This window comes from Elioraea sp. (assembly GCF_022842375.1).
Lineage (GTDB): Bacteria > Pseudomonadota > Alphaproteobacteria > Acetobacterales > Acetobacteraceae > Elioraea_A.
In genome coordinates this window covers 269,998-284,164 of record NZ_JALHPR010000002.1, presented here as the reverse complement: position 1 = coordinate 284,164, position 14,167 = coordinate 269,998, and the positions used below count along the sequence as shown (strand labels likewise).

The 14,167-nt window shown below is 68.8% G+C and carries 11 protein-coding genes and 1 tRNA gene; 10 read left to right on the top strand and 2 right to left on the bottom strand.

What is annotated here, in order from left to right:
• The first annotated feature begins 4 nt into the window (after positions 1-4).
• From Q0C38_RS03160 to Q0C38_RS03125, 8 genes are all read left to right on the top strand, one after another.
• Positions 5-2,773 carry a S8 family serine peptidase gene (locus tag Q0C38_RS03160; RefSeq protein WP_291295600.1) on the top strand — a complete coding sequence of 923 codons (2,769 nt, stop codon included), beginning with the start codon at positions 5-7 and terminating at the stop codon, positions 2,771-2,773.
• Positions 2,774-3,039: 266 nt separating this feature from the next.
• Positions 3,040-4,083, top strand: a complete 1,044-nt coding sequence (locus tag Q0C38_RS03155) for a rod shape-determining protein (RefSeq protein ID WP_291295599.1) — start codon at positions 3,040-3,042, stop codon at positions 4,081-4,083.
• Positions 4,084-4,182: 99 nt separating this feature from the next.
• Positions 4,183-5,058 carry a rod shape-determining protein MreC gene (gene mreC, locus Q0C38_RS03150; protein ID WP_291295598.1) on the top strand — a complete coding sequence of 292 codons (876 nt, stop codon included), beginning with the start codon at positions 4,183-4,185 and terminating at the stop codon, positions 5,056-5,058.
• Positions 5,059-5,091: 33 nt separating this feature from the next.
• Entirely contained in the window at positions 5,092-5,607 is a 516-nt protein-coding gene (gene mreD, locus Q0C38_RS03145; protein WP_291295597.1) for a rod shape-determining protein MreD, read from the top strand.
• 27 nt (positions 5,608-5,634) lie between these two features.
• Positions 5,635-7,563: a penicillin-binding protein 2 gene (gene mrdA, locus Q0C38_RS03140; RefSeq protein WP_291295596.1), complete on the top strand. Its 1,929-nt coding sequence runs from the start codon at positions 5,635-5,637 to the stop codon at positions 7,561-7,563.
• Positions 7,563-8,702: a rod shape-determining protein RodA gene (rodA, locus tag Q0C38_RS03135; RefSeq protein ID WP_291295595.1), complete on the top strand. Its 1,140-nt coding sequence runs from the start codon at positions 7,563-7,565 to the stop codon at positions 8,700-8,702. The genes mrdA and rodA overlap by 1 nt, the downstream gene beginning before the upstream one ends.
• A gap of 100 nt (positions 8,703-8,802) precedes the next feature.
• A tRNA-Lys gene (locus Q0C38_RS03130) sits at positions 8,803-8,878 on the top strand.
• Positions 8,879-9,182: 304 nt separating this feature from the next.
• The gene (locus tag Q0C38_RS03125) at positions 9,183-10,394 is read left to right on the top strand and encodes a glycosyltransferase (protein ID WP_291295594.1); all 1,212 of its coding nucleotides are present in this window, start codon (positions 9,183-9,185) and stop codon (positions 10,392-10,394) included.
• Here the strand turns inward: Q0C38_RS03125 and rfbD are convergent.
• Complete coding sequence (rfbD, locus tag Q0C38_RS03120; protein ID WP_291295593.1) at positions 10,348-11,322, bottom strand: dTDP-4-dehydrorhamnose reductase; 975 nt, start codon at positions 11,320-11,322, stop codon at positions 10,348-10,350. The two genes, Q0C38_RS03125 and rfbD, sit on opposite strands and share 47 nt — an antisense overlap.
• Positions 11,312-11,917: a dTDP-4-dehydrorhamnose 3,5-epimerase gene (gene rfbC, locus Q0C38_RS03115; RefSeq protein WP_291295592.1), complete on the bottom strand. Its 606-nt coding sequence runs from the start codon at positions 11,915-11,917 to the stop codon at positions 11,312-11,314. The genes rfbD and rfbC overlap by 11 nt, the downstream gene beginning before the upstream one ends.
• Before the next feature lie 89 nt (positions 11,918-12,006).
• On the opposite strand from rfbC, the gene Q0C38_RS03110 reads away from it, so the two are divergent.
• Together Q0C38_RS03110 and Q0C38_RS03105 are read left to right on the top strand one after the other, a co-directional pair.
• Positions 12,007-13,194 carry a hypothetical protein gene (locus tag Q0C38_RS03110; RefSeq protein ID WP_291295591.1) on the top strand — a complete coding sequence of 396 codons (1,188 nt, stop codon included), beginning with the start codon at positions 12,007-12,009 and terminating at the stop codon, positions 13,192-13,194.
• Between the two features lie 166 nt (positions 13,195-13,360).
• The gene (locus tag Q0C38_RS03105; protein ID WP_291295590.1) at positions 13,361-14,125 is read left to right on the top strand and encodes a calcium-binding protein; all 765 of its coding nucleotides are present in this window, start codon (positions 13,361-13,363) and stop codon (positions 14,123-14,125) included.
• The last annotated feature ends 42 nt before the right edge of the window (positions 14,126-14,167 follow it).

Below are 14,167 nucleotides of genomic sequence, written 5' to 3'. Positions count from 1 at the left end.
TCGGATGTCCGGGCAGAATGCCGCCGCCACGCCGCTTGCCGCGTTGCCGTCCGACCCCGGCCTCGCCGGCCAGTGGCATCTCCGCAACCCATCCGGCATCGACACGAACGTCACGGCCGTGTGGCCCGACTACACTGGCCAGGGCGTGCGCATCGGCATCATCGATGACGGGTTCGACCTGGCGAACCCCGACCTCGCTGGTGTGTTCGGCACGGGTGGCTGGGACGCACGCGGCAACGATGCCAACCCAGCCGCCGAGGCGGGCGACAGGCACGGCACCGCTGTGGCCGGCGTCATCGGCGCTGACGCGAACGGAACCGGCCTGGTCGGCATCGCGCATGACGCGACGCTTGTCGGCTTCCGCATCGGCTATGGTGCTGCCGGTACGACCGACCAGCTCGCCAACCAGCTCCGCAAGCAGGTGGGGGTCGATGTCTCGAACAACTCCTGGGGCTTCGGCGGCTTCTTCACCGACAATTTCGCGACCGCCGCCTTCGCGCCGATCCGCGATGCGCTGACCTTCGCCACTGCCGAGGGCCGCGATGGGCTGGGCACCGTGTTCGTCTTTGCCGCCGGCAATGCGCGCTCGGCTGGCGACAACGTGAACCACCACAGCATCCAGGCAGCCCCGCAGGTCATCACCGTCGGCGCCGTCGATGCCACGGGCAAGGTCGCGTCCTTCTCGACGCCTGGTGCGGCGCTGCTCGTCTCCGCCGCCGGGGTGAACATCGTGACGACCGATCGCGTCGGGGCCGAGGGCTATGCGAGCGGCAATGTCGCGACCGTCTCGGGCACGAGCTTCGCAGCACCCATCGTCTCGGGCGTCGTCGCGCTGATGCTCGAGGCGAACCCGGGCCTCGGCTGGCGCGACGTGCAGGAGATCCTCGCCCTCTCTGCGCGCCAGACCGACACCGCGAACGCCTCCTGGCTCACCAACGGCGGTGGTGGCTGGAACGGCGGCGGGATGTGGTTCTCGAACGACTACGGCTTCGGCATCGTGGATGCCCGCGCCGCGGTCCGCCTCGCCGAGACGTGGGAGGGCGTATCGACCAGCGCCAACCTTGCGACGTTGCGTAGCAGCAACGGGGCAGGCGGCGCGATTCCCGACGGCACCGCGGCGGGCTTCGCCGCCAGCCTCGCGCTTGCCGGCGGCATCGACGTCGAGAAGGTGCAGGTCACGCTCGACATCCGCCACACCTGGATCGGCGATCTCCGTGTCATGCTGGTCTCTCCCGAGGGAACCGAGAGCATGCTGATCGACCGCCCGGGCCGCCCGCCTGGCAGCACAACGGGCTATGGCTCATCGGCCGATGACATCCGCTTCACCGTCACCTCCAATGCCTTCTGGGGCGAGGGCTCTGCCGGAACCTGGGCGCTGAAGGTCGTCGACCTGATGGCGGGCGATACCGGCCAGGTCGTGTCCTGGTCGCTCACCGCGCTCGGCGATGCGGCACGCGACGATGACATCTACGTCTTCACCGATGCCTTCGCGGCGCTGCGTGCGGCGGATGCCTCGCGCGGCACAATCGCCGACCTTGCCGGCAATGACACGATCAACGCCGCCGCCGTCACCGGCCGCATCTTGCTCGACCTCGCCGCAGGCGGCGGCACGATCGGCGGTGCCGCACTCGCGCTCGCGTCTGGAACGACGATCGAGACGGTGCATGGTGGCGACGGGGATGACGCTCTCACCGGCGATCGTTTCGCTAACCGCCTCAGCGGTGGCCGCGGCAACGACATGCTGAGGGGCGGCGATGGCGATGATTGGCTCATCGGCGGCGCCGGCGACGACACGCTCGATGGCGGCGCCGGCTTCGACACGGCCGCCTTCGCGATGGCCTGGAGCGATGCTGCCCATGCCTGGAACGGCGATGCGCTGGTGCTCTCCCTCGGCGCGCTCGGTATCGACAGGCTGACGGGGATCGAGCACCTGGTCTTCACCGACGTCACGCTTCGGGTGGCGGACCTTGCCCCCGTGCCGGCGGCAGCACCGCCTGGGGTGGCGGCGACGCTGCTCGTCTCCGCCGTCGGCCCGGGCCTTGGCTACGCGGTGAAGCAGGGCGTCGACACGACGTTGACCTCGGCGCAGCACGGCGTGGCCGGTGCGACGGTGGCCGTCGCGTGGGATGGGGTGGAGGCGGTGTCGGCGACCGTCACCTCGGCCTGGAACACGATGAAGGTCGCCACCGTCCGCGACGTCGATGGCGGGGTTGTGACGCTCGCCAACTTCGTCGAGGTGCTGGTCGAGGCGGGGGGCGATGGGCCAAGCACGGTTGCCGCGACCGGCAGCAAGCGCGGTAGCATCACGACGGGGGCGGGCGACGATGTCGTCACCGTCACCGCCTGGTCGAACGGGCCCGATGCCGGCGGCTGGGGCAACGGCTTCACCGTCTCGACCGGGGCGGGGAATGACAGCATCACCGTCACCGGCTGGAACGGCTGGAGTTACGCCAGCATCGATGCCGGGGCAGGGGATGATCGGGTGACCGGTACCTCTGGGGCCGACACGATCCGCGGCGGCACCGGCAACGACTCGCTTGCCGGCGGGGCGGGGCGTGACGTATTCGTGTTCCGTCGGGGTGACGGCCAGGACGTCATCACCGATTTCAACCAGAATGCGACTGACATGCTCCGCTTCGAGGGGGTGGCGAGGGCGGAGGTGGGCTGGACGACAGCCAGCGGCGGCACGCTGGTGCGCCATGGCGGGGGTGACCAGGTGTTCCTCCTCGGGGTCACGTCCGGGCTCGACTGGTCCGACTTTCTCTTTGCCTGAGTGCTCGTTGCCCGAGTGCTCGTTGCCTGAGTGCTGGGGCGCGCCTGCCGCGCGGGTCGCTTCAGGAATCCCGATTGTCCTCCGTCACGGGGAAGCTTAAACCTTGCTCCCTTCATGCGCCGGCGTGTCAGGATGCACGCGGAGGTTGCATGCGCCGATTCGGCGCCTGCCCTCCGTGAGCTGATGGCGGCCATGGAGCGGGTGTCGGCCATGGCGGGATGTCTCCGCTCGCCAGGGCGGAAGGATTCAAGAAGGGTTGCCGATCGATGCTCTCTCGCCTGCTCGGGTTCCTCTCGGCCGACATGGCCATCGATCTCGGGACAGCGAACACGCTTGTCTATGTGAAGGGCCGCGGGATCGTGCTCGACGAGCCCTCGGTCGTCGCGATCGCGGATGTTCGGGGCAAGAAGCAGGTTCTCGCCGTCGGTGAAGAGGCGAAGCAGATGCTTGGCCGCACGCCGGGCAACATCTCCGCCATCCGCCCGCTGCGCGACGGCGTGATCGCCGATTTCGAGGTTGCGGAGGAGATGATCAAGCACTTCATCCGCAAGGTTCACAACCGCCGCAGCTTCGCCTCGCCGATGATCATCGTCTGCGTTCCCTCCGGCTCCACCGCCGTAGAACGCCGCGCCATCCAGGAGAGTGCCGAGAGTGCGGGGGCGCGGAAGGTGCTGCTGATCGAGGAGCCGATGGCGGCGGCGATCGGAGCTGGCCTGCCGGTGACGGAACCGTCTGGGTCCATGGTCGTCGACATCGGCGGCGGTACGACCGAGGTGGCGGTGATCAGCCTCGGCGGCATCGTCTACTCGCGCTCGGTGCGCGTCGGCGGCGACAAGATGGATGAGGCGATCATCTCCTACATCCGCCGCAACCATAACCTGCTGATCGGCGAGTCGAGCGCCGAGCGCATCAAGATCGAGATCGGCGCCGCCTGTCCGCCCGACGACATGGATGACGGGCCGCTGAAGGAAGTGAAGGGGCGCGACCTGATGAACGGCGTTCCCCGCGAGGTGATCGTCAGCCAGCGCCAGATCAGCGAGAGCCTGTCGGAGCCCGTCTCGGCGATCGTCGAGGCGGTGAAGGTGGCACTCGAGAACACGCCGCCGGAACTGGCCGCCGACATCGTCGACAAGGGCATCGTGCTCACCGGCGGTGGCGCGCTGCTCTACCGGCTCGACCATGTGCTGCGCGAGGCGACGGGGCTTCCCGTCAGCGTAGCGGAGGAGGCGCTCTCCTGTGTCGCGCTCGGCACGGGCCGTGCGCTCGAGGAAATCAAGAAACTGCGGAACGTGCTGACCTCGATGTACTGAGGGTAACCCATCTCCTGTAGCCTGCCGGCCAGCGCGGCGGCTTCGGGTTCCTGCTTTCGGGTTTTGGGCAAGGCGTCACGGCGTGCGGCGAGTGTGGATGTGATCCGTCTGAGCGTTCCGCTCCGGCAGGCAATCGCCAAGCTGGTGCTTCCGCTCCTGATCGCGGCGAGCTTCGCGCTCATGCTGCTCGGCAAGGCCGACACCGTGATCGCCGAACGGGCCCGCGTGGCGTTGGCCGACCTTCTCGTTCCCGTCTATGGCATCCTCTCGCGCCCCGTCGGCGCGGCGCAGGATGCCGTCGCCGCAATCCGCGCGCTGACCGACCTGCACGCCGAGAACGCCCGGCTGCGCGAGGAGAATGCACGGCTGAAGCGCTGGCACGACGTCGCGATGGCGCTCGAGGCCGAGAACCACGCGCTGCGCGCCGTCCTGAACGCGCCGGCCGATCCGACCCCCGGCTTCATCACCGCCCGCGTCGTCGCCGACACGGGAACCGCCTACGCCCGTTCCGTCCTGCTCTCGACCGGCCCCCGCCATGCCGTGCGCAAAGGGCAGGTCGCACTCGACCAGAACGGCCTCGTCGGCCGTGTGAGCGAGGTGGGCAGCCGCTCCGCCCGCATCCTGCTTGTCACCGACATCAACAGCCGCATCCCCGTCCAGATCGAGAGGACGCGCGCGCGCGCCATCCTTGCCGGCACGAACGGCCCGGTGCCGCGGCTGCAGCACTGGTCCGATGGGATGCAGCCACAGCCAGGCGACCGCATCGTGACCTCCGCCCAGGCAGGCGCCTTCCCGGCAGGACTTCCGGTCGGCACCGTCCGCGCCGGGCCGGGCGGGGTGATGGAGGTCGAACTCTCGGCGGAGCTCAGCCGGCTGGAATTCGTGCGGTTGCATGATTTCGGCCTCTCCGGCGTGCTGCCGCCCGAACAGGTGACTAGGCCCGAGGCGCCGGCGCGGCGTCGCGGCGGAAGCTGACGCACCATGGCGCTCGGATCGCCTCGGGGCGGCTTGGCGCGCCAAACCCTGCTGCAGCGCCTCGACGCCGCGGCGCATGAGGCAGCGCCGGCGGCGCTCGGCATCGTGCTCATCATGCTGTCATGCCTGCCCCCGCTGGTGCCGGGGCAGCCAGGCCTGATGCCGTCCGCTGGCCCGGCGGCGGTGTATTTCTGGACGCTGTATCGCCCGCGGCTGATGCCCCCCGTGGCTGTTTTTGCACTCGGGCTGCTGACCGACCTTCTGTCCGGTGCGCCGCTGGGCGTGAACACGCTCCTGCTCCTGCTGCTCCATGCGGCGGTGCTGTCGCAGCGCCGCGTGCTGGCGCGGCAATCCTTCCTGCTCGTCTGGGTCGCCTTCCTGCTTCTCTCGTCCCTGCTGCTCTCGCTCGGGTGGCTGCTGCGGGTTGCTCTCGCCTTCGCGATCCTGCCAGTCATGCCTGCCGTGCTTGAGTTCGGGCTGACGGTGGCGCTCTACCCCCCACTGGCCTGGCTGTTCGTACGCCTCGAACGCACGCTGGCCGTGCCATGATGCCGGCACCATGAAGAAGCGGGCACGATGAAGAAGGAGAAGGGCCGCCGCGCGCTGTTCAACCGACGCCTGCTGCTGATCGGCGCAGGCAAGACGGCGCTGCTCGGCATCCTCGGCGGTAGGCTCTGGCAGCTCCAGATCAACGAGAGCGAGCGCTACGCCGTGCTGGCCGAGGAGAACCGCGTCTCGATGCGGCTCCTCCCGCCGCCGCGCGGCCGTATCACCGACCGGTTCGGCAACCCGATCGCCGAGAACCGCTCCAACTGGCGGGCCATGCTCGTCGCCGAGCGGACCGACGATGTCGGCGCCACGCTTGCCACCTTCGCCCATGTCGTGCCGCTGAGTGACAGCGAGCGGGCGAGGATCGAGCGCGACGTGCGCCGGCGCCGCCGCTTCGTTCCCGTGCTCGTCCGCGAGTTCCTGGAGTGGGAGGACATGGCGCGGATCGAGGTCAACGCGCCCGATCTTCCCGGCATCGTCACCGATGTGGGCCAGAGCCGCCTCTACCCCTATGGCGAGACCTTCGCCCACCTGATCGGCTACGTCGCGCCCCCGTCCGAGGCCGATCTCGACGGCGACCCGATGCTCCAGCTTCCCGGCATCCGCGTCGGCCGTGCCGGTCTCGAGCGGACGCATGACCAGGCGCTGCGCGGCCGTGCGGGGCGCGTGCAGCTCGAGGTCAACGCCGTCGGGCGCGTCATCCGCGAACTCGACCGCGAGGAAGGAACCCCGGGGCAGGAGCTGACCACGACGCTCGACGCCGGGCTTCAGCTTGCGGTTGCCAAGCGGATCGAGAATGACAGCGCCGCCGTCGTCGTGCTCGATGCCCGCAATGGCGAGGTCATGGCGATGGCCTCCACGCCCTCTTTCGACCCCAACATCTTCGCCGAGGGTGTCTCCGCCACGCAGTGGCGGGCTTGGACCACGAACCGCCGCAACCCGCTGGTGAACAAGGCTGTCGCCGGCCTCTACGCGCCCGGTAGCACATTCAAGATGGTGGTGGCGCTGGCAGCCATGGACGCCCGCGTGCTGACGCCGGCCGACCGCATCTTCTGCCCTGGCGTGACGACGCTCGGTGACAGCAAGTTCCATTGCTGGAAGAAGGGTGGGCATGGCGCGCTCGACATGCGCGAGGCGATCAAGCAGTCCTGCGACTGCTACTTCTACGAGGCGGCCAAGCGTGTCGGCATCGACAGGATCGCTGCAATGTCGAACCGGTTCGGTCTCGGTGTCGAGCTTCAGCTTGAACTCCCTGGCGCGCGCAACGGGCTCGTGCCCACGCGGCAGTGGAAGATGGCGACCCAGGGTGTCGCCTGGCAGCAGGGCGAGACGCTGATCCACGGCATCGGCCAGGGCTTTACCCTGAGCTCGCCGCTGCAACTGGCGGTGATGACGGCACGGATGGTCAATGGCGGACGCGCGATCCAGCCGCATCTGACGCGCGCTGTCGGCGGCACCCTCGCCAAGGGTCACAGGCCGGAGGACTGGCCGGCGATGAACATCCCCGAGCCGCAGCTTCGCCTGATGCGTGATTCGATGGCAGGTGTTGTCAACGAGCGTGGCGGCACGGCCTGGGCAAGCCGTCTGCCGGCTGACCTCGGCGTGCAGATGGGCGGCAAGACGGGCACCACCCAGGTTCGCCGCATCACGATGGCAGAGCGCGAGCGTGGCCTCCGTCGGCAGGAGGACCTGCCCTACGAGTGGCGGCACCATGCGCTGTTCGTCGGCTTCGCGCCGATCGAGAACCCCGTCTATGCGGTAGCCGTGATCGTCGAGCATGGTGGCGGCGGGTCTGCCGCCGCAGCCCCGGTGGCGCGCGACGTGATGGTCGAGACGCTGACGCGAGATCCCGCCCGGCGGACCAGGCCGCCGCCGGCGCCCGAGCGGCCGGAGGGCCAGCGCGTTGCCGAGGTGTCGCGATCGGCGCCGTCACCGTCGCTGGGCGAGCGCCGCTGATGCAGCGGACCTTGACGCGCGACCGCGGCATGAGCTTCGCCGAGAAGCTCGGCTCGGTGAGCTGGCCGTTCGTGGTGCTGCTGTGTCTCCTGGCTGGCACGGGCTATGCGATGCTCTATTCCGCGGCTGGTGGAAGCCCCGACCCCTGGGCCTTCCGCCACGGGCTCCGCTTCGGCTTCGGCATCCTGCTGATGCTGTCGATCGCGCTGGTCGATATCCGCCTGATCATGAAGCTTGCCTGGCCGCTCTACCTCGTCGGCATCGGGCTGCTCGTGCTCGTGGCGTTGCACGGGGCGGTGGGCAAGGGGGCTCAGCGCTGGCTCGACCTCGGCCCGATCCAGATCCAGCCGTCGGAGCTGATGAAGATCTTCATCGTCATCATGCTCGCCTCCTGGTTCCATCGCGCGAGCATCGAGCGCGTCGGCAACCCGCTGTTCCTGATCCCGCCGCTGGTCGCGGTGGCGATCCCAGTGCTGATGGTGCTGCGCCAGCCGAACCTCGGCAACGCGCTGATCACCTGCATGCTCTCTGGCGTGATGCTGTTCGCCGCGGGTGTGCGCCTCTGGAAATTCGCACTGGTCGGCGGGGTGGCCGCGGTCGCCGCGCCGATCGCGTATGAGCGGCTGCACGACTACCAGAAGAACCGCATCCTGACCTTCCTGAACCCGGAGAGCGACCCGCTCGGCACCGGCTATCACATCATCCAGTCGAAGATCGCGCTTGGCTCCGGCGGCATGTTCGGCCAGGGCTTCGTGCAAGGGACGCAGAGCCAGCTGAACTTCCTGCCGGAGAAGCAGACCGACTTCATCTTTACCATGCTGGCCGAGGAGTTCGGCTTCATCGGTGCCGCCGCGCTGATCGGGCTGAACCTTCTCGTCGTGCTCTATGGGCTTGCGATGGCGTTCTCCTGCCGCCACCAGTTCGGGCGACTGGTCGCGGTCGGCATCACGACGAACTTCTTCCTCTATGTGTTCGTGAACATCGCGATGGTGATGGGCGCGATCCCCGTCGGCGGCGTTCCCCTGCCGCTGGTGAGCCACGGTGGATCGGCCATGATCACGGTGATGATCGGATTTGGCGTGCTGATGAGCGTGCACGTGCACCGGGACGTGGAGATCGAGGGCGAACAGCAGGGCTGACCCGCTCGCTTGGCGGTGCCCCGTTCGGGGCGGCCCCTCGACAGGCGGGGGGGGCTTTGCTATAGCGCCGGGCCTCGCGAGGTGGCTTCCCGGTCTCCGGGGGCGCATAGCTCAGTTGGTAGAGCAGCTGACTCTTAATCAGCGGGTCCAAGGTTCGAGTCCTTGTGCGCCCACCACCTTCGCCAGCGCAGACCGATGACCGCTTGAAGCGGCTTCCCCCTGCCCAGCGTCATCGACTGGCGTATCAGGGACGCATGCTCTGCCCATGCGTTGCATCCTTCCCGCTCTCGTTCTCGTGCTCGCGGCGTGTGCCGGGCCACCGGATGATCCCTCGGTGCTCAGGCCCCAGCATGGCGGGCCGACGCTTGTAGAATAGGTCGCCGCGCCACCATCATACGCATCATCGTCGCCTCCGACAGGGCCTGCACCGCCCGGCGTTAACGGTTCCGAGCGACTTCCCCGCCAGTGTTCTGTCCTGGCATGCAGGTGCTGTTCATCCATCGCCAGGGGCCCGGGCAGTTCGCCCATCTCGCGCGCCGCGTCGCGGCCGAGGGGCCGGATCGCGCGGTCATGATTGCCGGCGCGGTGGTCGATGGCCCGCCGTGCAGGATGATCGCCGCACCGCCCTCGCGCCGGCCGCGGCGCGAGACGCATCCCTATCTCGTCGCCACCGAACAGGCCGTGCTGAACGGCCAGGCGACGGCGCGCGCAGTGCTTGCTCTTGCCCGCGACGGGTTCCGCCCCGATGTGGTGCTCGTCCACCCAGGCTGGGGCGATGCGCTGTTCCTGCCCGAACTGCTGCCGCGCACACCCATCGTCGCCTACGCCGAGTATTTCCCGCGCGCCGCGGGAACCGAGATCGGCCATGACGATGACCTCGCCCTCGACGAGGAGGGGCGGTGCGCACTGGTGATGCGCCAGGCGCCGCTTCTCCTCGCGCTCGACGCCGCCACGGCCGCGATCGCGCCGACGCGCTGGCAGCGCGATCTCCATCCCGCCGCCTATCGCGACAGGATCGCGGTGGTCCATGAAGGCATCGACACAGAAACGGTCAGGCCGGACCGCGCCGCCCGGCTCCGACTGGCGGACGGGACCATCCTTTCGGCGGTGGACGAGGTCGTGAGCTATGTTGCGCGCGATCTCGAGCCTGTGCGCGGATTCCCCGCACTGATGCGCGCACTGCCCGACCTGCTCACCGCCAGGCCCGCGGCGCATGTCGTGATCTGCGGCGGCGATGGCGTAAGCTACGGCCGCCGCCCGCCCGGTGGCGGCTCATGGCGCGCGCGTCTCTGTGCCGAGATCGGGCCGTTGCCGCCGCGCGTGCACTTCACCGGCCCGCTTCCCTACGGCGACTACCTCGCGCTGCTGCAGGTTACGCGGCTTCACCTGCACCCCTCGGCGCCATTCGTCCTGTCCTGGTCGGTGACGGAGGCGCTGGCGGCAGGCGCGGTGATCCTCGGCGCCGATACGGCACCGCTGCGCGAGGTGATCCGCGACGGCGTCAACGGCTTCCTGTCAGACCCGCGCGATGCCCGATCCTATGCCGCGCGTGCGGCGGAGTTGCTCGCCGCGCATCACACGCTGGGTGCCGTGCGCCGTGCAGCGCGGCGCACCATCGTGCTGAATTTCGGGCGCGAGGCCGCGCTCACTCGCCAGCGTGCAGTGCTGGCGCGGGCTGCAGGGAAGGCCTAGCCGAGACCTCCGAGGCCGCTTCGCTGCGCAGCCTGTCGGCTTCCTGGGCGGCGAGCGCGGCGGCGAGTCGTGGCAGCGCACGAACCCAATCCGGAACCTCGATGCCATGCTCGGTGCGAAGCCGCGTGCAGTCGATCCGCGTATCGGCTGGGCGCCGTGCCGGCGTCGGGTAGGCATCGGTGGTGATCGCAGCGACCGGCGGACGCTGCCACGCTGGGAACACGGCAGCGACGGCGGAGGATGCGACGTCATGCCACGTCGCATGCGGGGCGCCGGCCGCGTGGACGATGCCCCCACGCGCGGTGCCCTCGTGCAGCCGCGCTGCCATCGCGAGCACGACGCGTGCGAGGCCGGGGGCCGGCGTTGGCGAGCCGTGCTGGTCAGCGACGAAGCGCAGCGGCCGCCCCGCGAGCGCGAGCCGCATCACGGTGCGCACGAAGTTCGGGCGATCCAGCCCGAACAGCCAGGCGGTGCGGAGGATGATCGCCCGCTCATGCCGCGCCAGCACCAGGTCCTCGCCCGCTGCCTTTGCAGCACCATAGGCGTTGAGCGGGTTGCGTGCGTCGTTCTCCAGGTAGGGCGCGCCCTTCCGGCCGTCGAACACATAGTCGGTCGAGAGATGCACCAGCGGGATGCCGAGCGCCGCGCAGACCGAGGCTGCGTTGCCAGCACCGTCACGGTTCACCGCGAAGCAGGGTCCCGGCTCGCTCTCGGCACGGTCGACAGCGGTGTATGCGGCGGCGTTGATGACGATGTCGGCCCGCGCCGCGACGAGGGCCGAGCGCAGTGCCGCGGCATCAGTCACGTCGGCCGCCGCGCGGGAAAGCGCGCGCACATCCGGCCCACCCGCGCGCGCGAGGGCGGCACCGAGCTGGCCCGTGCCCCCGAGAACGACGATACGGGGCCCGTGCTGGGGGCTAGCCGGCATGGCTCACCTCCCGCTCCGCCTCGGCCGAGCCACCAGCCGTCATCGCGAACCAGGGCATGAGCGACGCGAAGGGTGGCAGCGCGCGGTCCTTGGCCGAAACGATCGCGGCCTCATGGGGAACGGGCCAGTCGATGCCGAGTTCGGGATCGTCCCAGGCGATGCCGCGATCATGCGTCGGCGCGTAGTGGCGCGAGGCCTTGTAGACCACCTCGGTCTCTGGGGTGAGGCTGCAGAACCCGTGCGCGAAGCCCTCGGGGATGAACAGCATGTTCCACTCATCCGCGCTGATGGTCGCTGCGACATGGCGGCCGAATGTGGATGAACCGACGCGGAGGTCGACGGCGACATCGAGAACGGCACCGCGCACCACGCGCACGAGCTTGGCCTGGGCATGCGGCGGGATCTGGAAATGCAACCCGCGCACCGTGCCGCGATGGGCCGACAGGGAGTGGTTGTCCTGCACGAACGGCGTGGCGATGCCGGCATCCGCAAGAGCCCGCGCGCTGTAGGTTTCCGAGAAGAACCCACGCTCATCCACATGCCGCCGCATGCGGATCAGCTTCACGTCCGGGATCAGCGTCTCGATCACATCCACCGCGGCTCTCCTCATTCCTGATCCGGATGCGAACAGAGTGTTTAGCCGTGCTTACGGAAGCGTTAACCGCGGCGTTGCAGCATCGTGAAATGTTGCATCTGCTCACGCTCGTGTTCGCACTCGCATCCACATCCGCGGTCGCCGCGCCGCCGGCGCTCGAGGTCACCGTCGAGGGCCGCCCGATCGTCGTATTCGAGCGTCGCCGCGATGGTTGCGGCCGCTACGACACGCCCGATGCGCCCGCCCGCGCGGTACGTAGGGCAGACGGCAGCGTCGCGCTGTTCGCGACGCATTTCGACAACCGCGCCCTGCGCGGCCCCGCGCTGCATGACGTGCGGCCCGATTGCGCGATCACCTTTGCCGGTGCCGAGCATCCCGATCCTGCTCGCTTCAGCGACCGTTCATGGATCGTCTCCCTCTGGACCGGTGACGGCAGGACCGTTCACGCAATCGTGCACAACGAGCACCAGGGCCACAGGCATGACGGCCAGTGCCCGACGCGCCGCTATCGCGACTGCTGGTTCAATGCGTTGACCGCTGCTGTCTCGACCGACGGTGCGCGACGTTTCGTGCCGGCCGGAACACCGCCATCACTCGTCGCAGCTTTGCCCTACACGGCAGCGGAACTGCGCGGCCAGCACGCCGGCTATTTCAACCCGACAGGCATCGTCGCCCACGAAAATGCCTTGTACATGCTGGCCTTCACGGAGGCGCGCGGGGTGCAGCGCCGCGGCAACTGCCTGCTGCGCACGACCGAGATCGGTGATCCCTCCGCCTGGCGTGCGTGGAACGGTGCGGGCTTCGCGGTGCGCTTCGCAAACCCCTATGTCCAGCGCTTCACCGATGATGCCGCGCGCAGTGCGCATGTCTGCGCGCCGGTCGGCGTCGGGCGGCTGCAGTGGCCTGTGACGGCACTCGTGCGACACGCACCCTCCGGCCTCTTCCTCGCGGTGATGCAGGGTGCGCCGCACCGTCCGGAGGCGAGCGAGCCGCGCCCCGGCATCTACATCGCCACAAGCCCCGATCTCCTCGCCTGGTCTGAGCCTGCGCTCGTCATGCCGGCGATCGGCCATGGCCGCTACACATGCGGTGACCCGAGGCCCGTCGCCTATCCCTCGCTGCTCGATTCCGCGAGCGAGGACCGTTCCTTCGCGACGGTTGGCAAAGCGGCCGACCTCTTCCTCACGCGTTTCAACGTCCCCGCCTGCAGGATCGACGGTGACCGTGACCTCGTGCGAATTCCGTTGCGAATCACCGCGCGCATGCAGGTGCGCTGACGGCGTTTTCATGACGATCTCGCAATCGCAGCACCTCGTTAAGCACTCGTTAGGACGTGTGACCGATGGTGGGACGGTTCGTTAGCGGGTCTTCATGGTCGGGGATGGCGGTCCCTGCCTGCGATCCATGCGGCGACACTGCACAGGCAGCAAGGAGAGGCACTCGATGTCGACAATACCCGGCGGAACCTTCGACGACTTTCTCACCGGCAACAACCAGGGCAACGTGCTCGATGGCGGCCTCGGCGATGACGTGATCTTTGGCCTCGGCGGCGATGACGAGCTGTTCGGCGGCGAAGGAGACGACTACATCGACGGCGGCAGCGGCGACGACACGATCGACGGCGGCACCGGCAGCGACACGATCTTTGGTGGCTCGGGCGACGATTTCATCGACGGCGGTGCCGGCGATGACGTTCTCGACGGCGGCAACGGCAACGACACGATCTTCGGCGGTGCCGGCAACGATGTGATCTCCGGGGGCAACGGATCGGACACGCTGGCCGGCGGCGACGGCAACGACAACATCTTTGGCGGCAACGGCGCTGATACGCTGATCGGCGGCTCCGGCAATGATTTCCTCGATGGCGGCAACGGCAACGATACGCTGGTCGGCGGCAGCGGCAATGACGTGCTGATGGGCGGCGCCGGCAACGACACGCTGATCGGCGGCACCGGCTCCGATACGTTCGTCTTCACCTCCGGCGGCGGCAAGGACGTCGTGATGGACTTCTCCGCCGGCGACATCCTGCACATCCAGAAGAACATCAACGGCATGCCGGTGAATGCACCGGCCGATCTCGTCAACTCGGTGAGCTCGGTCGGCGGCAACGCGGTAATCGACCTCGGCAACGGCGACAGCGTCACGCTGATCGGCGTGAAGGCCGAGGACGTGAAGGCGAACCCCGCCGGCTACATCACCATCACCTGACGCAACGACACTGAGACCAAGGCGGGCCACGCCGCTCTTTCC